The 23,403-nt window shown below is 50.1% G+C and carries 20 protein-coding genes and 1 riboswitch; of the genes, 19 read left to right on the forward strand and 1 reads right to left on the reverse strand.

Going from position 1 to position 23,403, the window contains the following annotated elements; genetic code table 11:
• Positions 1 to 32 precede the first annotated feature (32 nt).
• The 8 genes from AXX12_RS12930 to AXX12_RS12965 all read left to right on the forward strand — a co-directional run bounded on the left by AXX12_RS12930 (position 33) and on the right by AXX12_RS12965 (position 7,303).
• Positions 33 to 1,421: an aspartate ammonia-lyase gene (locus tag AXX12_RS12930; RefSeq protein WP_231881890.1), complete on the forward strand. Its 1,389-nt coding sequence runs from the start codon at positions 33 to 35 to the stop codon at positions 1,419 to 1,421.
• 32 nt (positions 1,422 to 1,453) lie between these two features.
• Positions 1,454 to 2,686 carry a [FeFe] hydrogenase H-cluster maturation GTPase HydF gene (hydF, locus tag AXX12_RS12935; protein WP_066243399.1) on the forward strand — a complete coding sequence of 411 codons (1,233 nt, stop codon included), beginning with the start codon at positions 1,454 to 1,456 and terminating at the stop codon, positions 2,684 to 2,686.
• Positions 2,683 to 3,819, forward strand: a complete 1,137-nt coding sequence (locus AXX12_RS12940) for an aminotransferase class V-fold PLP-dependent enzyme (RefSeq protein WP_066243402.1) — start codon at positions 2,683 to 2,685, stop codon at positions 3,817 to 3,819. The genes hydF and AXX12_RS12940 overlap by 4 nt, the downstream gene beginning before the upstream one ends.
• Before the next feature lie 94 nt (positions 3,820 to 3,913).
• Positions 3,914 to 4,591 (forward strand): DUF554 domain-containing protein, encoded by a 678-nt coding sequence (locus tag AXX12_RS12945; protein WP_066243405.1) that lies wholly within the window; start codon positions 3,914 to 3,916, stop codon positions 4,589 to 4,591.
• Between the two features lie 106 nt (positions 4,592 to 4,697).
• Entirely contained in the window at positions 4,698 to 5,330 is a 633-nt protein-coding gene (locus AXX12_RS12950) for a DUF4446 family protein (protein ID WP_066243408.1), read from the forward strand.
• A 207-nt stretch (positions 5,331 to 5,537) separates the two neighbouring features.
• Positions 5,538 to 6,515 carry a M23 family metallopeptidase gene (locus tag AXX12_RS12955; RefSeq protein ID WP_082816860.1) on the forward strand — a complete coding sequence of 326 codons (978 nt, stop codon included), beginning with the start codon at positions 5,538 to 5,540 and terminating at the stop codon, positions 6,513 to 6,515.
• 23 nt (positions 6,516 to 6,538) lie between these two features.
• On the forward strand, positions 6,539 to 6,958 hold the full coding sequence (locus AXX12_RS12960) for a bactofilin family protein (protein WP_066243412.1): 420 nt from the start codon (positions 6,539 to 6,541) through the stop codon (positions 6,956 to 6,958).
• 114 nt (positions 6,959 to 7,072) lie between these two features.
• Positions 7,073 to 7,303 (forward strand): YkuS family protein, encoded by a 231-nt coding sequence (locus AXX12_RS12965; RefSeq protein WP_066243414.1) that lies wholly within the window; start codon positions 7,073 to 7,075, stop codon positions 7,301 to 7,303.
• A gap of 258 nt (positions 7,304 to 7,561) precedes the next feature.
• Here the strand turns inward: AXX12_RS12965 and yyaC are convergent, their stop codons facing one another.
• Positions 7,562 to 8,146 (reverse strand): spore protease YyaC, encoded by a 585-nt coding sequence (yyaC, locus tag AXX12_RS12970; RefSeq protein ID WP_066243418.1) that lies wholly within the window; start codon positions 8,144 to 8,146, stop codon positions 7,562 to 7,564.
• A gap of 254 nt (positions 8,147 to 8,400) precedes the next feature.
• On the opposite strand from yyaC, the gene selA reads away from it, so the two are divergent.
• The 11 genes from selA to AXX12_RS13025 all read left to right on the forward strand — a co-directional run bounded on the left by selA (position 8,401) and on the right by AXX12_RS13025 (position 23,223).
• Positions 8,401 to 9,795: an L-seryl-tRNA(Sec) selenium transferase gene (selA, locus tag AXX12_RS12975; protein WP_156478665.1), complete on the forward strand. Its 1,395-nt coding sequence runs from the start codon at positions 8,401 to 8,403 to the stop codon at positions 9,793 to 9,795.
• On the forward strand, positions 9,792 to 11,657 hold the full coding sequence (selB, locus tag AXX12_RS12980) for a selenocysteine-specific translation elongation factor (protein WP_066243425.1): 1,866 nt from the start codon (positions 9,792 to 9,794) through the stop codon (positions 11,655 to 11,657). The genes selA and selB overlap by 4 nt, the downstream gene beginning before the upstream one ends.
• A 215-nt stretch (positions 11,658 to 11,872) precedes the next feature.
• Positions 11,873 to 11,974: riboswitch (guanidine-I (ykkC/yxkD leader) on the forward strand.
• Positions 11,975 to 12,215: 241 nt separating this feature from the next.
• Entirely contained in the window at positions 12,216 to 13,322 is a 1,107-nt protein-coding gene (locus tag AXX12_RS12985) for a class II glutamine amidotransferase domain-containing protein (protein ID WP_066243428.1), read from the forward strand.
• Positions 13,310 to 14,947 carry a glutamate synthase-related protein gene (locus AXX12_RS12990; protein ID WP_066243431.1) on the forward strand — a complete coding sequence of 546 codons (1,638 nt, stop codon included), beginning with the start codon at positions 13,310 to 13,312 and terminating at the stop codon, positions 14,945 to 14,947. Before AXX12_RS12985 ends, AXX12_RS12990 begins: the two co-directional genes overlap by 13 nt.
• 15 nt (positions 14,948 to 14,962) lie before the next feature.
• The gene (locus AXX12_RS12995) at positions 14,963 to 17,287 is read left to right on the forward strand and encodes an FAD-dependent oxidoreductase (protein WP_066243434.1); all 2,325 of its coding nucleotides are present in this window, start codon (positions 14,963 to 14,965) and stop codon (positions 17,285 to 17,287) included.
• Positions 17,288 to 17,679: 392 nt separating this feature from the next.
• Positions 17,680 to 18,849, forward strand: a complete 1,170-nt coding sequence (locus tag AXX12_RS13000) for an ABC transporter substrate-binding protein (RefSeq protein ID WP_066243437.1) — start codon at positions 17,680 to 17,682, stop codon at positions 18,847 to 18,849.
• Positions 18,850 to 19,218: 369 nt separating this feature from the next.
• Complete coding sequence (locus AXX12_RS13005) at positions 19,219 to 20,115, forward strand: branched-chain amino acid ABC transporter permease (RefSeq protein WP_066243440.1); 897 nt, start codon at positions 19,219 to 19,221, stop codon at positions 20,113 to 20,115.
• Positions 20,116 to 20,124: 9 nt separating this feature from the next.
• Complete coding sequence (locus AXX12_RS13010; RefSeq protein ID WP_066243442.1) at positions 20,125 to 21,084, forward strand: branched-chain amino acid ABC transporter permease; 960 nt, start codon at positions 20,125 to 20,127, stop codon at positions 21,082 to 21,084.
• A complete protein-coding gene (locus AXX12_RS13015; RefSeq protein WP_066243445.1) occupies positions 21,065 to 21,832 on the forward strand; it encodes an ABC transporter ATP-binding protein in 768 nt (255 codons plus the stop codon). Before AXX12_RS13010 ends, AXX12_RS13015 begins: the two co-directional genes overlap by 20 nt.
• Positions 21,832 to 22,536, forward strand: coding sequence for an ABC transporter ATP-binding protein (locus tag AXX12_RS13020; RefSeq protein ID WP_066243446.1), 705 nt, complete (start codon positions 21,832 to 21,834; stop codon positions 22,534 to 22,536). Before AXX12_RS13015 ends, AXX12_RS13020 begins: the two co-directional genes overlap by 1 nt.
• 30 nt (positions 22,537 to 22,566) lie before the next feature.
• Positions 22,567 to 23,223, forward strand: coding sequence for a CBS and ACT domain-containing protein (locus AXX12_RS13025; RefSeq protein ID WP_066243448.1), 657 nt, complete (start codon positions 22,567 to 22,569; stop codon positions 23,221 to 23,223).
• The last annotated feature ends 180 nt before the right edge of the window (positions 23,224 to 23,403 follow it).

Genomic DNA, 23,403 nt, shown 5'->3' on the forward strand with positions numbered 1-23,403 from the left:
TGTTTCACGCGGAACACCCAGATGGGCAAGTCGTGAGACGGGAGCATGATTTGCTTGGGGAAAAAGATATTCCGGTAGATGCCTACTATGGGATACATACAATGCGAGCGAGAGAAAACTTTTCTCTTAGTGGATTGCCCAGCCACCCTCGTTTAATCGAAGCAATCGCTCTAGTTAAGAAAGCAGCAGCCGAAGCCAATATGGAACTAGGCTTCCTCGATAAGGAAATTGGCGCCGCAATTTCGCAGGCAGCCAGTGAAGTGATGGCAGGACAATTTAGTGATCAGTTTATTGTCGATGCTCTGCAGGGCGGCGCAGGCACTTCGACACACATGAATGTAAACGAAGTGCTAGCCAATCGTGCTTGTGAACTGATTGGGGCTCAGAAGGGTGATTATCACCGCGTTCATCCGCTGGAACACGTAAATTTGGGTCAATCAACCAATGACGTATATCCAACCGGGTTACGGATTGCAGCTATTTGGCTGATCCGATCGCTCTGTGACGCCTGCGCTCAACTGCAGGAAGAACTGCAAGCAAAAGAGCGGGAGTTTGCCGGTGTCATTAAAGTAGGGCGGACACAGCTCCAGGACGCTGTGCCTGTACTCTTAGGCCAGGAGTTTGGGGCCTACGCGCAGGCAGTGGCACGAGATCGTTGGCGCTTATATAAAGCGGAAGAACGTCTGCGCCAAGTAAATTTAGGCGGCACTGCGATTGGGACAGGACTAAACGCCGATATTCGCTATATCCATTTAGTAAATGAGAAGACTCGCCGCTTTGCGGGCGTGGGCATAGCCAGAGCGGAGGATATGGTCGATGCAACGCAGAATGCTGATGTTTTTGTCGAAGTATCGGGGCTGCTAAAAGCGTTAGCTGTTAATCTGACAAAAATCTGCAATGATTTTCGTTTGCTCGCATCCGGTCCCTATGCCGGATTGGGGGAAATCCGGCTTCCGGAGAAGCAGGCAGGATCGTCAATTATGCCAGGTAAGGTTAATCCCGTAATTCCGGAGGCTGTAAACCAAGCGGCATTTCATGTGATGGCATCTGATATGGCCATCACGCTAGCTGCTCAGGCTGGCCAGTTGGAACTCAATGCATTTTTACCGTTACTGGCGCATCATCTGTTAGGCAGTATAGGCATACTGACTAACGCAGCCAAAAGTCTGGCTTTCTCTTGTATTCAAGGCATCAGCGCCTGTCCAGAACGTTGCCAAGCATTATTGTTAGGTAGCGGCGCAACTGCGACAGCACTGGCGCCGCATATTGGTTATGATAAGGCGACAGAGTTGGCTCGAATGGCATACCATTCCGGCCGGACTATCGAGAAAATTGCCTTAGAGGAAAACATCTTAACCGCCGAGGAATTGGCGGCGATCCTGCGACCTCAAGCCATGACACGGCCGGGGCGCGGCAAGTGATGCTAGAATAAGACGGCAGTGAGGTGGTAATGATGCAGGAAACACCAAAGGGAGACCGCCTGCATATCGCGTTGTTCGGTCGCCGCAACGCAGGTAAATCGAGTATGATTAATGCGTTAACCGGTCAGGATATTGCACTGGTCTCAGATGTAGCTGGTACGACGACAGACCCTGTCTATAAAGCAATGGAGTTACTGCCAGTCGGCCCGGTCATGTTTATTGATACCGCCGGTATTGACGATGTCGGTGAATTAGGCGCCTTGCGGGTGGAGCGAACGATGCAAGTTTTAAATAAGACCGATTTGGCGCTACTTGTTATCGATCCTGCCACCGGCGTAGGTGATGAGGAAATCGCTCTTGCGGCAGTGGTTCGTGAGAGAAAGATACCGTTATTGGCAGTTATCAATAAAGCTGATGTTAGTTCAGCTCCTTTGCTAGACCTAACACAGTGGGGGAAAACACTAGACTGTCCGATTATTGTAACTAGCGCCGTTTCCGGGTTAGGGATAGAGAAGCTGAAACAAGCCATCATCCAAGCCGCCCCTGACGACTGGGAAGGTCAGCCGCTAATCGGAGACTTGCTGCAGCCTGGTGATACTGTTGTCATGGTTGTACCAATTGACCTGGCAGCTCCCAAGGGACGCCTAATTCTACCGCAAGTACAGGCAATCCGTGACGCGCTAGACAATGACGCCATCTGTATAGTTGCTAAGGAACGGGAATTGCGATCTGTTATTGATAATATGAAAAGACCGCCGCGGTTAGTAGTCACCGATTCGCAGGAATTTTTAAAAGTGTCGGCAGATACGCCGCCAGATGTCTGGCTAACTTCATTCTCAATCTTGATGGCAAGACATAAAGGCGATCTTAGCACCTTGGCCGCTGGCGCAAAAGCGATTGACGATCTGAAACCAGGGGATTCTGTACTTGTTGCTGAAGGCTGTACTCACCACCGCCAGGCGGATGATATTGGACGAGTGAAGATTCCTCGCTGGCTGCGGCAGAGGGTGGGAGGGGACCTCGATTTCACCTGGGTGTCAGGTGGGGATTTCCCGACTGATCTCTCACGCTATAAATTGATTATCCATTGCGGGTCTTGCATGTTAAATCGCCGGCAGATGGTATACCGGCTGTCGGTTGCCAGAGAACAGAATATCCCGATTGTCAATTACGGAGTGTTAATAGCTTGGCTGCACGGCATATTGCCACGGGCTTTGCGTCCATTTCCCCTGGTGGCAAGCCTATTTACAGACGAACAGCCATGATATATCTTGATAATGCGGCAACCAGTTGGCCTAAACCGGAAGCGGTATATCAAGCAGTCGACTCTTGCCTGCGCAGTGTGGGCGGCAGTCCGGGCCGGGGTGGCCATAGTATGGCAATGCTAGCCGGCAGGACATTGTTTGAGGCTAGGGAAGAAATCGCCGCTCTATGGGGTGTCACTGATTCCAGCCGGATTAGTTTTACTGCTAATGCCACAGATGCGATCAATACAGCATTAGCCGGCTGTATTACTGCCGGCGATACAGTTGTCACGACATCGATGGAACATAATGCTGTTGCTCGGCCGCTGCGCTATCTTGAGACAAAAGGCATCAAGCTGCGGATTATTCCCTGCCAGTCTGATGGCAGCTTGCCGCTCGATTTGTTGAAAGCCGCACTTGCCGACTCCCCCAAAGCTTTGGTCATGGCTCATGCGTCTAATGTAACCGGCGGCATTATGCCGCTTGAGGACGTTAGCACACTGCTGCCAAAGGGGACGCTGTTTATCGTGGATGCGGCACAGACGGCCGGGGTTGAGCACATCCAAGTCGAGGCCTTAGGTATCGATTTGCTGGCAGCAAGCGGGCACAAAGGACTGCTTGGTCCACAGGGAACCGGTTGTTTATATGTAAAGCCTGGACTAAAGCTAAAGCCATATCGCTATGGCGGCACAGGCAGTGTATCGGAATCTGATATACAACCAGACTTTATGCCGGATTGTCTGGAAAGTGGTACGCAAAATACGCCAGGAATCGCCGGATTACGCGAGGGAGTTCGCTTTATCAGAGCAACCGGGATTGAGAAAGTTGCCGCGCAGGAAAAGGAATTTGCCGTAGTATTGGCAAGAGCTTTACAATCGATGGATGGAGTCCGGGTACTCGGATGGTCAAACCCCAAACTACAAACAGCAGTCGTATCTGCTGTCTTTTCCCGATTTGATAGCGGCTGGTTTGCACAGCGTTTGGCTGAGGAATACGGCATCGCCAGCAGGGCGGGGCTCCAGTGCGCGCCGTGGGCGCATAGAACACTAGGAACGCTGGCAAGCGGCGTAGTGCGGTTTAGTCCCGGTTTTTTTAACAGCAGTCAGGAGATTGAACAAACAATCAAAGCTTGCCGGGCGTTGCTAAAGACATAAGAGAAACTGCTGATACAGTCCTTGGGAACGGGGCTACATTACCAACGCTCTCCGTTTCACGAGCACTTATACTTTCTAGAAAGAAGATGATAAAGTGAAGGGAACTCTGGTTAATGCGGCCGTTGTGCTGCTGGGTTCAGGACTTGGACTGTTGCTGCGGAGCGGCTTTGCCGAGCGCTACCAAAAGACAGTCATGCAAGGCCTGGGTCTGGCAGTTTTATTGATAGGCCTGGAAATGGCATTAAAGACGAAAAATGTCCTTATTGTAATTTTAAGTCTTGTGATTGGCGGTCTAGCGGGAGAATGGGCAGATATTGATGCTCGTCTGAACCGGTTTGGCGCGTGGTTGTCTGAACAGACCAAGGGAAGGTATGGCGATCTTGGGCAGGGCTTTGTAGCTGCCAGTCTCATCTATTGCGTTGGCGCCATGGCGATTGTCGGTTCGATCCAGGATGGGTTGACTGGTGATGCTACCACGCTTTACGCTAAGTCGATGCTTGACGGTATTTCGTCGGTGGTTCTAACCTCGGCGATGGGAGCGGGAGTTGCGTTATCAAGTATCACGATTCTGTTGTATCAGGGAACTATCACCCTGCTGGCCGGCCAGCTTTCGTCTGTACTGGGAGAAGCGGTTATTCGCGAGATGACGGCAGTTGGCGGGATATTGATCGTAGGTATTGCTATGCTGATGTTAGAACTAAAAGTAATTAAGGTGGCAAATTTATTGCCAGCAATACTATTTGCCGCAGTCATAGCAACCTATTGGGTTTAGTCGAGGCTTCTAACAGCCTCTCTTTTCTATGGTTGCGTGCTTTTTGAAACACGCTCTAGCAAATTTTAGTCAGTTTAGGTATAAAATGCTCGAAAGGTGTGAAACTATGGAATATATGAATAACCTCCTGCAAAATTCTCAACAGTATACGCCATTTTTATTTATTGGACTTATTATTCTGGTACTCATTCTCTTCGTTATGGTCATAAGCCTTCACTCCAGAGTGAATAGCCTGCAACGTCGCTATCAGCAGATGATGCAGGGGGTAGAGGGAGTAAACATTGAGCGAATGCTGCTTGGACACATTGATGAGGTTAAAGATGCTGTAGTGGCAGTTGAACGACTAAAGGGTGAGACTAACCGGTTGGAAAATATTCTACAATCTTGCATCCAACGGGTCGGAATGGTTCGATTCAATGCTTTTGAAGATACAGGTAGTGATCTTAGCTTTGCATTAGCTTTATTGGATGAGCGCAATAATGGAGTAGTGATGTCTAGTCTCTACGGTCGCAGTGAATCTCGCATCTATGCCAAACCAGTGATCAACTTGCAATCAAAGTATGTTTTATCTGCTGAAGAACAAAAGGCAATCAACTTAGCCAAGGAATCAGCTTCATCGATAACTGTTTCCAACAAATCCACAGCCTCGCCAGCGCGCGTTGGCAGTAGAATAGTTGACAGTAATGATAGGGTGACTGCAGAAGAAAAAGAGTTGCTTGGCAGCAGGACCAGAAAATAATGTTAGTTTCAAGGAAGGAAATCTCAATTTTTTGACGAATAAGTAAAAGGTCAGTCTAGGCAATTGGATAAAAAAGGAAATTTATTTGCTGGCGGATAGTAGTACAATCATAAAAAACGTATTTGCTTGTTACGGCAACATTGCGCGGGGCTTGCACTTTTATTAGTATTTATGAAAGTGGATAATCAACTAGCAGGTGGTGATCGGATGGCGATACTGCGCCCGAACCTCAAGTCTCTGAGAAAACTATGGGATAAGGCGGTTAATTCGCAACGTAAAGAAGTCCAAAGCCCGGATAAACGGGAATACACACTAATGATTGTTCCCCATCAGGGAGAGTCTGTAGTACGTCTTAGAATCCCGATTATAGCAGTAAAAGTTTCAGCTGCGGTGGTTTGTGCACTGGTGGTAGCCGCTACCGGTTTCTTAATAAACTACCAGTATACACTGAATACGGCTAGTGCTGACAAGTCTGAGTTAATGCGTCTGCGGCAAGAGGCAGGCTACCAATACGCCCAACTTGAGCAGCTAGCGAAAAAAACGGCTTTACTGCAAGAAGATGTTAGTCGCTTGAATGTGCTTGACGCCGAAATTAGACGTATGGTCGATGGCGAAGGAGAGCCAGTTTCTCGTTCCGGCGGCAACCGTTCTCGCTATAGCGGGCAAGGCGGCGCTGAGGCAAAGCCTAATGTGGATCAATTGAACAGCTTGGTCGAGGATTTGCAGGCCGTAGCGAAGGTCAGAGAGCAAAGCCTAGCTGAGTTGAAGCAGAAAATTGCTGCACACAATGCGAGGCTAGCTGTAACTCCATCAATTTGGCCAACAAATGGTGATGTAACATCGCGATTCGGCTGGCGGAATTCGCCATTTGGCTGGGGAAGCGATTGGCATCCTGGCATTGACATCGCTAATAGCCATGGAACTGCCATTGTTGCAACCGCGGATGGGAAAGTCGTGATGAGCGGTTGGTTTGGCGGCTATGGAAAATGTATACAGATCGATCATGGGCATGGTATTGTCACTCTGTATGGGCACAATACGCAAATTGTTGCAGATGTTGGTCAGACAGTAAAGAAAGGCGAAGTTATCGCCTATATGGGCAGTACAGGCGCAAGCACTGGTTCGCATCTGCACTACGAAGTGCGCGTGAATGGTACTGCCGTAAATCCAGCTAACTTTTTGTAGTTATTGAGGGGGAGAGCAAACGAATGTTTGGCGGCAAACGAGATACAAGTGCCGTGGGAACCAGCGTTCCTAACAACCAAGTTGAGACAATCATCGGCAAAGACACTATATTCAGAGGTACAATCTCATCCAATAGCGGTATTCGCATTGATGGGAAAATCGAAGGTGAAATTACGACCAGCAGTGATGTGATTGTCGGTCCAACGGGAATTGCTGAAGCGCAAATAAACGCTCGCAATGCTGTTGTTGCTGGACGAGTCATCGGCAATGTGAATATAACGGAGAAATTAGAACTTTCGCCTACAGCCACCGTACAAGGGGATGTTAAAGTCGGTGTTCTCGTTATTGGCGAAGGTGCTGTGTATAAGGGAGCCTGCGAAATGCGTCAGGAGAGTGAAGCGACACCAGCTGGTACGCCATCTGGAAAGAAGAATAATAAATAATTCGTATAACAAGCCGACCTCAGCAGATACTAAACACTGCAGAGGTCGGCTTAATTATTAGCTAAAGGACTGGCACATTAGCCCGCCTCAGCAATAGCGCGGAGGTGTATTACCATGCGGAAAGTATCGGTAGAAACAGGCCTTGACCCAATCAAGCAGAGGCTGGCTGAACGCGGCTATGAAGTGGTGGCGATGGAAAACTGCTACTCCGCTGTAGAGGCAGTTGTATATTCTGGTGGGGCCGCGGTGAACAGCGTCTGCACTCACGGACCCGAGGGTACTATGCTGATCAACGCACAAGGGTTGACACCAGACGCAGTCGTTGATCGGTTGGATAATCTGTAGAGTGAGCAGGATGGAAATGATCGCCGCGCTTCGCTCGCGATGACATTACAGGATCATCGTGTGATGCGTGGCGATCTGTTTTCTTAAACGTCCAGAAACTATAACAGTAGAAGTACGTTAGCGCGAAGCCCGGTTAAAGTGTGCGCAAGCACCGCAAAGCGGGGTAGAATACCCATCCGTTCACATTGCGTTATATGGCCGTCCATAGTGGCGCTTGTGGCGTTACCCCGTCTCCCCAAGGGACTGCCTCGTCGGTTTTTAAACTTGTTCCCGTGACCCAGTATGCAAACCGAAGGCGATTGCCGATGCAATCGTTTCCGCCATTTTCATCACCAGTTGTAGCCGAGTGCTTTGCAGAACTAGATGTTCCATGAAACCGCCAACGTTAACAATGCCTGTTACATAGACATCACCGACAGGCGGCAGTTCCTTTTTGACTGCGGCGCCAGGTTTCAACGCGCCTTTGCCAATGGTTACGCAGCCTACACTGTCAAGGCGGCCAAGACAAGCGTCAACCGCAATCAGAAAGGGACTTTCAAACTGGCGATGCAGTCGATCGAGCGTTTCTGCCAAATTGGTCGCATGCACCGGCTCGTCGAGAGTGCCGAATACATGAGGATAGCGGTGTAATGACTGTAATTTGCTGCCAGTCAAAGGGCCTAGCGAATCACCGGTGGAGCGATCAGAGCCAATGCAAACGACAACAACTTCTCGGCCAACAGGTTTGACCTCGCGCACCAGCAAGCGTATACCAGAAGCTAGATCAAACGTGCTGCCTGGGCTTTGGATAGGGTAGCGATGCTCTTTAGTAGTGGGAGAGCATATATCAAAAAGTGGTGTCATACCTACGTCTCCGGTTATCATATTTACCGATGACCAAGCCGTTCTAAGACCCCCATCTTCTGCCAAGTAGGAGTTAAAAGCGGCTAGGCCCCTGGATAAGTGCGACTTGATCCAGGCGGGCCCACCTGGATCAAGTCTTCTTTACTGTATTATACGTAGTTCACAAGATTTCTATACATAACGAAAAGGAAAATATAGGACAATGCGGAAATTACTACTAGGACTAAACTGACCTTGCTATGGGGAGGAAAACAATGTCTGACTTAAACCTGAGAAACATTCCCTCTGTTGATAAATTGCTAAATATGCCATCTCTGGCTTCGGCAGTTTTGGGGCTACCGCGAACTGTTGTCTTACAGGCTGTGCGGGAGACTTTGACGATGGCTCGACAAACGTTGCTGGCTGGAGGTCGGGTTGATATATCGACTGAAGCGTTGCTGGCCGCCGCCAGAAGACAGGCAATGCAGCTAGCTATGCCCAGCTTGAAGCGGGTGATTAATGCCACTGGCTTGGTCTTGCATACCAACCTTGGCCGGGCGCCGTTAAGCAGACGCGCCGCAGAACGAACTCAGGCTATACTGGAAGGGTATAGCACGTTGGAGTATGACGTAGAGTCAGGCGGCCGCGGTAGCCGCTATGATCATGTGGCAGATCGGCTATCACGGTTGACCGGGGCTGAGGCCGCGCTAGTGGTCAACAATAATGCAGCAGCCGTTTTGCTGACCCTGGCGGCTTTGGCAGCAGGCAAGGAAGTCCTAGTTAGTCGAGGCCAACTCGTTGAAGTGGGGGGATCATTCCGAATACCGGATGTGATGCGCCAAAGTGGTGTGAAGCTAGTCGAGGTCGGTACAACCAATCGAACCCGGATTGCTGATTATCAGGAGGCAATCACGCCGGAAACTGCCGCCATCATGAAAGTCCATACCAGTAACTTTCGGATATGTGGCTTTACTGAGCAACCAACAGATGCGGAGCTCTGCGCACTAGCCAGAGAGCAGAGAATTGTGCTGCTGGATGATTTAGGCAGTGGAACATTGTTGCCCCTCGAGTTGGGCGGCTGGCGTGAGCCTGCTGTTTTGGAACGGATCGCGGCAGGCATGGATGTGGTAACATTTAGCGGTGATAAGTTATTGGGTGGCAGCCAGGCTGGCATCATCGCCGGCAAACAAGATTGTATCGCCAAAATCAAGAAGCACCCACTTTTACGAGCGTTGCGCGTGGATAAGCTGACTTTGGCCGCTCTGGAAGGCACTCTTTTGGATTACGAGATTGGTGATCCGAAAATCGATATTCCGGCGTTGCGGTTATTGACGCGGCCGGTTGAAGAGGTTAAGCACCAAGCTGAGCATCTGGCACATCAACTGGGGGCGATACGCGCCAAGGGTTGGTTTGCCAAAGCAGCGCCGATGCAGGCGCAATCAGGCGGCGGTGCGTTTCCGGCGGTGGAGATAGCTAGTTTCGGGGTGCGACTGACGGTCGAGGGACGCAGCATCAACGAAATCGAGTTAGCATTGCGAAGCTGGACCACGCCGATCATTTGCCGTTTGCAAGAAAATGCGATATATCTGGATGTTCGTTGTGTCAGTGAAGAAGATATGAAAATCATTCGAACTGCCTGCTTATCGCTCGCGGGGGTGGCAAGCGAGTGAAACATGTCATTATTGGCACCGCCGGTCATGTTGATCATGGCAAGACAGCTCTTGTCAAAGCTCTAACTGGACAAGACACAGATCGGTTAAAAGAAGAAAAAGAGCGAGGAATTTCCATAGATATTGGTTTTGCTCATTTACCGCTGACAAATCAGCTTGATGCGTCAATTGTTGATGTGCCAGGGCATGAACGCTTCCTAAAGAACATGCTGGCTGGCGCTGGCGGTATTGACCTAGCGTTGCTGGTGGTCGCCGCAGATGAGGGCGTCATGCCGCAAACGATCGAGCATTTGGCCATGTTAAACCAATATGAAGTTAAGACAGGCATTGTTGCTGTCACAAAAATCGACAAAACGGATAGCCAATGGCTTGAGTTGATAATTGAGGAAATCGGCCGATTAACGAAAGACACTTTTCTGGCTACCGCGCCGGTGTTTCCTGTTTCTTCGCTGACTGGTCAGGGTATGCATGAACTGCGGCACGGTCTGGTAAACGCCGCGGACTCAGTGACAGGCAGAGATGGAAATGCGCCGTTTCGGCTTTGGATTGACCGCGTATTTTTAGTAAAGGGTCATGGTGTTGTCGTTACCGGCTCCATTCTCAGTGGTTCGGTTGTCACAGGACAGGTGCTGCGACTAGAGCCGTTAGGCGCGGCGGTCAAAGTACGAGGGCTAGAATGTCACGGAAAAACAACCAGCCAGTCCTTTGCCGGTCAACGAGCCGCGATCAATCTATCAGGCGTTGACGGCAGCCAGGTCGAACGTGGCATGCTGCTTAGCTGCCCGGAGCGGTCTCAGGTCAGCAAGCTGTGGGATGTCACAGCAGACTGGAGCAGTGAAGTCAAAAGTGGAACCCGGATTAGGTTGCATATCGGTACTGGAGAATGGATCGGGCGCGTACGTCGCCCACGGCTGCTGCCAACTGGCATGGTCCGTCTCAGCCTGGAACGGACACTACCAGGAGGAGCTGGTGAACGCGGAATTGTAAGGTTGTATTCGCCACAGGTGTTGATTGGTGGCATAACCCTATTAGCAACGGCGCCAGTGCATCGCTCGCCAGGCTCTTTGGAAAATCTAGTTATCGCCATGAAGCGGGGGGACAGGGCAGCATTTTTAGCAACAATGGTGACAGGGTCGCCAAAGCCGCTGTCACTGGCAGAAATACGACGAGCTGCTGGTTATCTTGATGATCAAAGCTGTTTATTGCTTTTGGAGAGTTTGGAACAGCAAGAAAAAATCCTGCGACTAGGTGACAGTTATCTGTCCTCGATCAAAGCTGCTCAGCTCTGTGAGCAACTACAACTGCGACTGAAACAGGCGCACGCGGCCGCTCCGGCAGCAGCGGGATTAGTGAGGGAGGAAGCCAGACAATCTGTAGGGCTTGAGGAAAAGTGGTTTGATCATTTACTGCTGTTATGGGAACAGAAGCGGCTTCTAGCCACAAACGGGGCAGTGGTAGCTCTGCCCGAGCATAGGGTTGCGCATGGCGTATGGCTGGAGGACGTTAAAAACAGAGTAGAGCAGGCGTTGGGAACAACTAACCTAATTGCCATCGATGGCGAAGTTTTGGCTCGGGAGTTGGCGATTAAGCCGTCTGATGCTAAGCCGATTTATGACTGCCTGTTACAGGCTGGAGATTTAGTCCGATTGGGCGAGATTTTTGTATACCGTAAAACATTGCAATACAATGTTTCGCGTATTCAAGCATATTTGCAGGATTCAGTGACGGCTACAGTGGCAGAATTGCGAGATTTACTGCAGACAACGCGCAAGTTGCTCATCCCGCTATTAGAGTACAGTGATATGCATAAATATACATTGAGAAATGGTGATGTCCGCCGAGTTGGCTCGAGAAAACCTTGATAAGCGCCCCTGGATCAAGGTATCCGATTTTCCTATTCATAATGTGTATTTTGTGTACATAACGGCTCGCCAACTCTATATTTCCTTACAGTAAAGCCTAGATTTTATCAGAATAAACAATCAATTAATATACATATTGACAGTATAACAATTCGTATCTATAATGAATCTGTAACAATTTAGTGTTCCCTATAGGGACAAAAGTATGAAATATTTAGGAGCGTGCCTAGGGTTCCGCACAGTTAGCGCTGTGGTCTGGACCGAGCGGCACGGGTGCAGCGCTGCACTACACCGTGGGGATAAAAGACCCTGGCGGAAGGTCCTGGAGGATTTCCAGCACCTTCCGCCAGGCTTTTTTATCCCTAAGAGGGTATTAGATGGTTAGGGAGAAAGGTTGCGCTTTACTAAAGAGGATAAACGTAGGTGTGAAACCGCAGCCCTCTGCGGGTGCCCTTCGCTTACTCTGTGATTAGCGTTTACCCATTCCTCATATCCCTAACAACTGTCCCCGCGTGATTTTTTGAGTAATTAGTAATTTTTTAAAAGGCGGGATGTTTAATGTGTAGGATTGGAGCAATCAAGTCAAAGAACCCTCTTCATCCTTCCCAGGCACTACATTTGATGCTGCCACAGCAGGAGGGGCATGATAACTCAGGTTTTGCCATGGTGATGCAAGACCTTGAAGGTGAGTTTGCTGACTTTAAGGCTAAGCCGTTATTATCGCTGGCTTGTAAGCAGGATGGACTAAAGCTGGTGCAAGACTATATGGATGCCAATAACTTTGCGCCAATCAAGGAGTATATCCCCAAACCGAACCGCATCGCCGGACTTGATATTCAAGCCCTGCCCTATTATGTCTTTAGAGCCTACGAATACCCCGAATACTATCGCCACCGTTCGCAAGCTGAAAAGGAAGAGTTGCTGGTTGATACCAGGCTAGCGCTGCGACAGATACTGGAGGAAGCAGGGGAAGGCTATGTATTCTCGTTTTGGCCTGATGTTCTGACTCTCAAAGAGATCGGTGACCCGGCTGATATCGCCACCTATTTTCGCTTGTGGGAAGACAACGGCGATCTAATGGCTCGCAACATCGTAGTGCAATGCCGCCAGAATACCAACTATGAAGTTGTCCGCTATGCCGCCCATCCGTTTTTCCTGCAAGGTTACACTCTATGCGCCAATGGTGAGAACACCTTTTACACTAAGAATAAGGAATACCAAAAGTCGCTGCACCGTGGTTATATTGGCTTTGAATCAGATTCGCAAAATTTCTTATATACACTTCACTATGTGCATCGACAGTTAAACTGGCCACTAGTGTATTACAAACATGTGATTACGCCGCTACCCTTTGATGAAATCGAGCGCCGCCCGGATCGGCAAGTGTTAGGAGCTATCCGGCAATCGCTTGGTCACTTGGAGATCAATGGTCCAAATACGATCATTGCCATGTTACCAGATGGCAGTATGATGACCTGTTGCGACTCTAAGAAGCTGCGTCCGGTCGTTATTGGCGGTGATAGCACCACTATTGCCATTTCCTCTGAAGTTTGTGGACTGCATGCGATTCTCCCTGGCCGAGATCCGGAAAAAGATATTTACCCGAACGAAAGGGAAGTTGTCCTGATTAAACCTGACATGGAGGTAGAGCGATGGAAACAGTAAAGACGCAAGACATCTCCGCCAACGACCTGCCCTGGAAAGTGGAGTGGTCATCGGATCGCTGCACGATGTGCGGCAGCTGTGTTGCGGCTTGCACGTTTCAAGCAATTGAGGCTGTTGTCGAGAGACGTTCTATTACCGTGTCCACCGGCACTGTTCCTGATCCCAGTCGCCGTCATTTAGCGGCGCCGGCGATCAAGCAGAAACGCTCTATCGCTCATGCCTGTGTCGGCTGTGGCATGTGCGAGAAGGTATGCCCCAATCAGGCGATCCGCACAGAGAGAAATGCGGATTCGCGGGCCAATCTGTTAGCGCGTTCTGGCGGCGCGCCGCTAAAACGCGGTGGACGGGCAAATCTGGGGACAGCAGACCGGGTGTTAGATAAAATTGTGGTCGGACGTATATCGCAGATGACCGACCCTGCACTTGACTCGGAGCGCCACACCTTTGACGTGCTTGCGCCGTTCGGGCGGGTGCTGCCACCCAGCCAACTGCCATTCTCGATAAACGGCGAATCACTAGAAATGAACGGTAAGATGCCGCCAGTTAATTGGATATATCCGGTAATTTTTAGTGATATGTCAATTGGTGCCTTATCGACGCGTGCCTGGGAGGCAGTCGCCATGGCTACCGCCTATCTGAACGAAAAGTACGGCATGCCAATCCGGATGAGCTCAGGCGAGGGCGGTATGCCGGTTAAGTTAATGGAGTCTGATTACCTAAAATACTCTATTATTCAAATTGCCTCCGGGCATTTTGGTTGGAACCGGATTATCAAAGCAATGCCAAAGATGAAAGTCGAGCCAGGCGGCATTCTCATTAAGATTGGTCAGGGGGCTAAGCCGGGTGACGGTGGCCTGTTGCCAGCCGCCAAAGTGGCTGAACACGTTCAGGCTATCCGCGGTGTACCCAAGGCAGACCTGATGTCACCGCCTAATCATCAAGGTTTGTACTCGATTGAAGAGTCGGTGCAGAAAATGCACATGTCCTTAAACGCTGCCTTTAAATTTCGCGTGCCGGTGGCGATCAAATGCGCCGCTTCGGCCACGTCGGTGTCGGTATACAACAACCTGTTGCGTGATCCGTACTATATTTGCGGTGGCTTTTTCCTCGACGGTATCCAAGGTGGTACCGGAGCAGCTAATGAAGTTTCACTTGATCATACTGGGCATCCGATTGTCTCGAAACTGCGTGAATGCTATCAAGCGGCAGTCAAGCAGGGGCGGCAAGGCCAAATCCCGTTATGGGCAGGCGGCGGCGTTGGCATGACTGGCAATGCCGCGGCTGACGTCTTCAAAATGATTTGCCTGGGCGCCAACGGCGTGTTTATGGGCAAACTGCTGGCTCAGCTGCTGGGCTGTGTCGGCAATGAGCGAGGGCGTTGCAATGCTTGTAACACCGGTCTTTGTCCGACAGGGATCTGTACGCAAGATCCGCGTTTGGTCAAACGGCTGGATATTGATAAAGGCGCGCAAAACATTGTCGACTATATGTTGGCGTTTGATAGTGAGTTAAGAAAGTTAATGGCCCCGGTTGGCAACAGCTCGCTGCCGGTAGGACGTTCTGACGCGCTGGTCACGACTGACAAAGCTGTGGCCGATAAGCTTGCGATCCAGTACGCGTGTTAAGGGGGGTAATGACAAATGTTTAGCATTTATGCAACTGAAGGCAATAAACGGATGTCCACCCAAGACCTCCTCGAGGCGATTAACGCGGCGCTGGCGGCGGGTGAGACAGACTTTTTCATTGAAGCGTCCGGTCAGCACGACATTGGCGGACCATTATGGCATCCTGAAGGGAAGACGATCAAGTTTCGCGTTGTCAATCCTGGTCAGCGGGTTGGCTCCATGTGTCTACCGGGAACAGAGATCCTTGTCGAGGGTCCGGCTTCGGCTGATGTCGGCTGGTTAAACGCCGGCGGAACCATCACCGTTAAAGGCGATGGCGGCGACACGACTGCCCATTGCGCAGCATCAGGTAAAATCTATGTTGGCGGCAGAGCCGGGACGCGTTCAGGATCGATGATGAAGCATGATCCGCTATATGATCCGCCTGAATTTTGGGTACTGAAAAGCTGTGGCAGCTTCTCGTTTGAATTCATGTCTGGCGGTATTGCCGTTATCTGCGGGTATGGCTCCAGTTCTGACGAGTCCGTATTGGGTGACCGCTCCTGTGTCGGCATGGTAGGGGGAGTCCTGTACGTGCGGGGTCCTGTCACTGGTGTTTCTAAAAAAGATGTGAAAATACAGTCCTTGGCGGCGCCCGATATCGCCTATCTGCAGAGTGGGATGAATAACTTTTTATCCTATATTGATCGCCCGGAGTTGGCTACTGAGTTGACTGACTGGTCTGAGTGGAAAAAAATTGTTCCTCTCAGTTATGACGAACGGCCCAAAAAAGCCAATACTGATATTCGATCTTTCCGTACGCAACAATGGGTTCAAGGCGGCATCTTCGGTGATGTCTGTGTTGACGACTATCAAGTGGTTGGCCTGGTGGCAAACGGACTATACCGACAACGGGTTCCCGTCTGGGAAAACAGTCGCTATAGTGCCCCGTGTGAGTTCAACTGCCCGGCGTCAATTCCGACGCAAACCAGATTCAATTTACTGCGTGAAGGCAAGATCGATGAAGCCTATAAGCTGGTGCTTGACTATACGCCATTCCCAGGATCGGTGTGTGGCTCAGTCTGCCCGAATCCCTGTATGGATGACTGCACTCGACAGAGCCTTGATTTGTCAGCTCAGATTGGTCAATTAGGCTTGTACTCCCAGGAGGTCAGCCCGCCGAAGCCTGAGTTGGAAACCGGACGCAGTGTGGCTGTCATCGGCGGTGGGGCGGCAGGTCTGAGTGTAGCCTGGCAACTGGCGCGCAAAGGTCATCAAGTGACAGTCTATGAACAAGATCAACGCATGGGCGGAAAAATGGAACAGGTTATTCCTCGCAGCCGCCTATTGCCAGAAATTTTAGCACGCGAGCTGAAACGAATTGAAGCGATGGGCGTCAAATTCCGCACCGGCGTGCGGGTTGATCAGGCACTGTTTGCTACACTTAGGGATGCAAACGATGCTGTTGTAGTAGCGACCGGCGCGCACATTCCGCGTGTCTTCCCTTGGCCGGGGAATGAACGGGTTGTTAAAGGGCTCGATTTCTTAAAAGCGGTTAATCGCGGTGAGCGGCCACCCGTTGGCAAGAAAGTAGTCGTCATCGGCTGTGGTAATTCTGGTATGGACGCCGCTGTCGGCGCCTACCAAATGGGGGCTGAACAGGTTACCTGCATTGATGTGCAGAAACCGGCAGCCTTTGCTAAGGAAATCGAGCATGTGGAGACACTTGGCGGTGTGCTGTTGTGGCCAGTCATGACTAAGGAGATTACCGCCGAAGGGCTGGTTGCGACTGATGGTCGCGTCTATCCGGCTGATACGGTCATCATTACAGTTGGCGAAACGCCTGATTTAGGCTTCTTGCCCGCGGAGATTCCTCTGGAGCGGGGCTGTTTGCAACCTGCAGGTGATTATGGCATTGCCGCCGGAGTGTTTACAGCCGGGGATACCATTCGCCCTGGGCGGTTAGTCGACGCTATCGGTATGGCAAACCAGGCTGCAGAGTCAATTCACGCTTGGCTGACGAGCGGCGAATATGCGCCACCCAAGAAAACCATCATACCGGCTGGACGATTGCATACTGCATATTTTGCCAAGTGCGGCGCTTGTGAGCTGCCAGCCGCTGAGCAAGACCATCAACGCTGCATTAGCTGCGGTACTTGCCGCGACTGCCATATGTGCGAAAAGTCCTGCCCGGAGAAAGCCATTAGCCGCACTACCGCTGATGGATCCTACCAATATGCATCAGACGCCCAGCGCTGCATCGGCTGTGGCATCTGCGCTGGTGTTTGCCCCTGCGGTGTCTGGACGATGAACGCGAACTCCGAGCCGATCTTGATGTATAAAACCACTGTCGCCAGCTAATTTTGCATAAAAACAGTTCAACGTATAGAAAGTAGCATTAGGTACGTTAGCGCAAGACCGCGAAGCGCGAGACGTCACAAAGCAGGAAAGGATTCGTGTAATGCGAATCCTTTCTTTCTGCGAAAAAGGACAGGGCACACAGGAGTCTGACCCTACGCATCCTCTGTGTTTTCGTTATCTTTATCCTGGACCTTGTTTGTGAAAGTGCGAACTATAGTTCTCTCGGTAAAAACAGTGTATACAATATATTATAAATATTTATTGACACGCAAAAATAGTTACACATATAATTGTTCTATAAAACCCATTATTCTACTGACGTAAGCCGGCTAATGCAGTGAGTCGGCAAGGATTGCACAAACCCAAGCTAAAAATGAGTAGGGGGAGTATTCATGTCCAAGAGATGGGTGACTATTTTCAGCGTGTTGACAAGTGTAATTCTGCTGGCCGCCGTATTATCAGGCTGTGGCGGAGCTGCTAAGCCGGAAGCGAAAGACATTAAGATTGGTGGAAACTTGGAATTGACTGGCGGTATCGCTACATTTGGTCAGTCCACTGCTAATGGCATCAAACTTGCTATTAAGGAAATTAATGCTGCCGGCGGCGTCCTGGGAAAACAATTGACCTTTATCGTAGCTGACAATAAATCAGAACCATCAGAATCGACCAACGCAATAACGAAACTGATTACCCAAGATAAAGTGGTAACAGTCCTTGGTGCGGTTGCGAGCTCCAACACCTTGGCTGCTTCACAGGTAGCACACGACAATAAGGTTCCGTTCATTAGCACGACGTCCACCAACCCCAAAGTAACAGTCGATGGCGGCAAAGTAAGAGATTACGCATTTCGGGCTTGCTTTATTGACCCCTTTCAGGGTACGGTAATGGCCAACTTTGCCAGCAAGTCATTGAAAGCTAAAACGGCTGCGGTATATATTGACAATAGCTCTGACTATTCAAAGGGTCTGGCCCAATTCTTTGAGGAATCCTTCATAAAGAATGGCGGTAAGATTGTTGCCAAAGAAGCATTTTTGCAAAAAGATCAGGATTTCAAAGCGACTCTGACGAAGCTTAAAGCATCCAATCCAGAGGTCATCTTCATTCCCGGTTATTACGAAGAAGTTGGGAAAATCGTCAAGCAAGCCCGTGAGTTAGGTATCACGCAGCCTCTGCTCGGCGGCGATGGCTGGGATTCGCCGAAGCTGGTTGAAATTGCTGGCGCCGCTTCTCTTGAAAACGGGTATTTTAGCAACCACTACTCACCGGAAGATAAGGATCCGCGCGTTGTAAAATTCGTTGAATCGTATAAAAAAGAATACGGACAAGTTCCTGATGCAATGGCGGCTCTTGGTTATGACGCAGCGCTTATGGCTGCCGACGCCATTAAACGCGCCAACAGTACTGAACCTGGCAAAATCAAGGACGCTTTAGCACAGACCAAGGATCTGCAGGTTGTAACAGGTCTGATCAATCTTGATTCAAACCACAACCCTATTAAGAGCGCGGTAGTTATTGAAATGAAAGAAGGTAAGCAGGTATTTAAAGAAAAAATTAATCCATAGCAGATAGTGGTCAGTACCATGATGGGGATAGGGATACAGGCCCTATCCTCTTTTGCAGACTACTATAAAAACGGCTGTCGCTGCATTGCCCTTCGAGTTTCTATCGTGACAAACCTTTGTCTGTACAGAGAGGACATTGGAGCAGTTTTGTAGCAGTATCTCTTGACACATGTACATGCCGCATTTATAATATTCACATCAGGGACACAATGTTTATAGCAAGTGGACGAAGCTGTCTGCAGACATTGAATGCGAGGGACTGGCGCCAAAATACCTGCATCTGGCTACAGTCTCTTCTTTATTAATGTGGCAACAGACCACGAGCGCAGATTCGAAGCAAATATGTTTAGGAAGTAAGGAGGGGAGCGCGTGGAAGTAAACTCATTTCTCCAACAGTTGGGACAACAGTTGATCAACGGGATTTCCCTTGGCAGCATTTATGCGCTCATCGCGCTGGGCTACACCATGGTTTACGGCATTATTCGGCTCATAAACTTTGCCCATGGCGATATTTACATGTTGGGTGCCTATATTGCCTATTTTACGACAACAGTGTTTAAGCTGTCCTTCCTGCCGGCGCTGCTGCTGGCCATGGCTGGTTCAGCACTAGTCGGCGTACTGATCGAGCGGGCCGCATATCGACCGCTTCGCAACGCACCTAAAATCGCGGTCCTGATCACCGCGATCGGCGTATCGCTACTATTGGAATATGGCGGAATGCTGCTGGTTACGCCGCAGCCTCGGACGTTTCCGACACTGTTCACCACGATGACATTCAAATTTGGCGGCATCATTGTCAATAGTCAACAGATCGTCATTCTGGTTGTATCGCTCTTATTAATGGTTGTATTAACCTATGTTGTGCATCATACTAAGATCGGCAAAGCGATGCGAGCTGTATCCTATGATACAGACGCGGCGCGGTTGATGGGAATTAATGTGGACAGAGTCATCTCGTTCACGTTTGCGATTGGTTCTGGACTGGCTGCTGCTGCCGGTGTTCTGGTTGGCGTATACTACAACTCGATTGACCCACTGATGGGGGTTATGCCTGGTCTGAAAGCATTCGTCGCGGCAGTGCTGGGTGGCATCGGCGTCATTCCTGGGGCTATGGCGGGCGGTGTTATCTTGGGCGTTATCGAAGCGCTGGTGTCTGGTTTCATTTCCTCGACTTTCCGCGATGCGGCAGCTTTTGGTATCTTGATCATTATTCTGCTGTTTAAGCCCTCTGGCTTGATGGGCAAGAACGTGCGCGAGAAAGTGTAGGTGAAGGGCATGAATACAACGAAAAAGAACGACCTATACATTCTAGGCGCCAGTATACTTGTCTATGCTGTAATACAGGGCCTAATCGAGGTTGAATTCATCGGCGCATTTTGGCTGTTGAATGTAATTCTGATTTGTATCAACGTCATTTTATCCGCTAGTCTCAACTTGATTAACGGTTTTACCGGTCAATTCTCCATCGGCCACGCTGGCTTTATGGCTGTAGGCGCGTACCTTTCCGCAGTGCTTAGCGTGAAGATGCAGATGCCGTTTCTCGTTGCCATCCTAGCCGGTGGCCTGGGAGCAGGCTTCCTGGGCTTTGTCATCGGTTTGCCGACGCTGCGACTGCGCGGCGACTATTTGGCGATTGCGACACTAGGACTAGGTGAGATCATCCGTATTACCATTCTGAACATTCCCTATGTTGGCGGTGCGTCCGGCTTCATGGGCATTCCTCGTCACACAACCTTTACCTGGGCATTCTTCATCATGCTGTTCACCTTGTTCTTTATTAAGAACTTCATCAACTCCAGTCATGGCCGCGCCTGTATCTCGGTTCGTGAGAACGAGATTGCCGCCGAGGCAATGGGGGTTGATACGACGAAATACAAGGTGCTGGCGTTTACCATTGGCGCGTCTTTCGCTGGCGTTGCCGGTGCGTTGTTTTCCCACTATTTCTATATTGCTCATCCGGCTTCGTTCACCTTTATGCGGTCATTTGATATTCTGACTATGGTTGTTCTCGGTGGCTTAGGCAGTCTGACTGGCTCAATCGCTGGGGCGATTCTCTTAACCTTCATTTCAGCCGCACTAGCCAGCTACCCCGAGTGGCGGATGGTTATTTACTCGCTGCTATTGATCATACTCATGCTGTACAGACCGCAGGGGATATTTGGCAGTAAAGAACTCAGCCTAAAGCTGTTCAGCCGGTTTACAGGAGGTGGCAAGCGTGAGCATGCTAAAGACTGATAAATTATCAAAAGTATTCGGCGGCTTGCGGGCTGTTTCAAATTTTACGATTGATATTCAACCAGGTGAGCTGGTAGGCTTGATCGGCCCTAACGGTGCTGGTAAAACAACCGCGTTTAATCTGCTAACCGGAGTGTATGAGCCGACAGATGGAACGATTGAGTTTGACGACAAAAGCGTAGTTGGGCTGAAACCCTATCAGATTACCCAGCGCGGCATTGCCAGAACCTTTCAGAATATCCGGCTGTTCGCTGATTTGTCGGTGCTTGATAATGTAAAGATCGCATACCATTTTCATGTGAAGTACGGTTTGCTGGAGTCGGTTTTCCGCATTGGCCGCTACTATCCGGAAGAAGCCGAGATTACGGCGAAGGCTGTAGAATTTCTCAAGATCTTTAATCTCGAAGATAAAAAAGATGAAATCGCTAAAAATCTCCCCTATGGCGAGCAGCGCCGTCTGGAGATTGCTCGCGCCCTGGCTGCGCAGCCTAAGTTGCTGCTCCTTGACGAGCCGGCAGCAGGCATGAATCCGCAGGAAACCCACGAACTAATGGAAATGATTCGCTGGATACGACAACGCTTTGACCTGACCATATTGCTGATTGAACATGATATGAGCTTGGTCATGGGTGTATGTGAGCGGATTTATGTACTCGACTATGGCCAGATTATCGCGTCCGGCACGCCTGCCGAGATTAAGAGCAACCCGCGGGTTATCGAGGCCTACCTCGGTGAGGAGGTAAACTGATGCTGACAATTGATAATATTAACGTATACTATGGCGCTATCCATGCATTAAAGGGCATCAGCGTATCTGTCGCTGAAGGAGAGATTGTCACGTTAATCGGGGCAAACGGCGCCGGCAAGAGCACTACTTTACGGACTGTTTCCGGTCTGTTGAAACCAAAGACTGGTCAGATTACCTTTGAAGGCCAAGATATCGCAGCTATGGCAGCGCAATCTATCGTAAAGCTTGGCATCAGTCAAGTGCCTGAGGGACGGCGGATTTTCGCCAATATGTCGGTACTTGAAAATTTAGAGCTGGGCGCGTATATTAGAAGTGACAAATCCGAGATTAAGAAAGATATGGATACAGTCTTTGAGCGCTTTCCCCGGCTGGCTGAACGCAAGTCGCAACTGGCAGGCACTCTATCAGGCGGTGAACAGCAAATGCTGGCAATGGGCAGAGCGCTAATGAGTCGCCCTCGCTTGCTGCTGTTGGATGAACCATCCATGGGATTGGCTCCGCTGTTGGTTAAGGAAATATTTAAGATTATTAAAGAAATCAACGAGAGCGGCACAACCATCCTACTGGTTGAGCAGAATGCGAATATGGCGCTTTCGATTGCACACAAGGCCTATGTTTTAGAAACCGGACGTATCACCCTGGCCGGCACAGCTCAAGAGCTGTCTGAGAGTGAAGCGGTGCGCAAAGCATACCTTGGCGGCTAAGAGAGAGTAAAAGGTAAGGAGAGATGAATGATGTTTGTCGCTGCACGGATGACCCCCAACCCGGTTACGATTACTTCCACGACTTCGGTGGCTGACGCGGCCCACATCATGAGGACCAACAAGTTTCGCCGTTTGCCTGTTGTCGATAACGGAAAACTGGTGGGCATTGTAACCGATCGCGACCTGAGAGAAGTTTCGCCATCACCGGCGACAACACTCTCCATTTATGAACTCAACTATCTGTTGGCCAAAATGCTTGTTAAGGACGTCATGAAAAAGCAGGTTGTGACCATCCCTCAGGACGCTACGATTGAGGAGGCCGCCTTGCTGATGACCAGCAGCAGGATCGGTGGTCTGGTCGTTGTTGGTCAGGGTGGAGCAGTAACCGGTCTCATTACCGAAACCGACATATTTAAATGCTTTATTGAGATCATGGGACTGGAAAAGGGCAAAACACGGTTAACCATTGACGTGTCAGACGAAGTGGGCCGATTGCACGAGATCACCCGCATCTTCGCTGAACTAAACATCAATATTGGCAGTTTGGCGATCTATCCGTTGGCCAATGGCGATTCTGAGTTAGTTATCCGGGCTGATGTCAAAGAGACAAAGCAGCTGACTGATCGATTGGAAGCGATAGGCTGCCCGGTCAAGCATATAGCTCACATCGGCCATTCAGACCGTTGATCTGACCCTATCTGCGTTGCACCCGTAAAGGGTATGCCGCCAACTCCATTGAACAGGACGTTCAGGTGCCGCGAAGGCCATGGACGGCCGAGAGCGGCGAAAGGCGCTAAAGCGCCAAGAGTTGCGCAATCAGCCCCGTTACCCCCTTGCTAGCGTACCTACCCGCATCGTACGCGTCGC

The organism is Anaerosporomusa subterranea, assembly GCF_001611555.1.
Taxonomy (GTDB): Bacteria; Bacillota; Negativicutes; order Sporomusales; family Acetonemataceae; genus Anaerosporomusa; species Anaerosporomusa subterranea.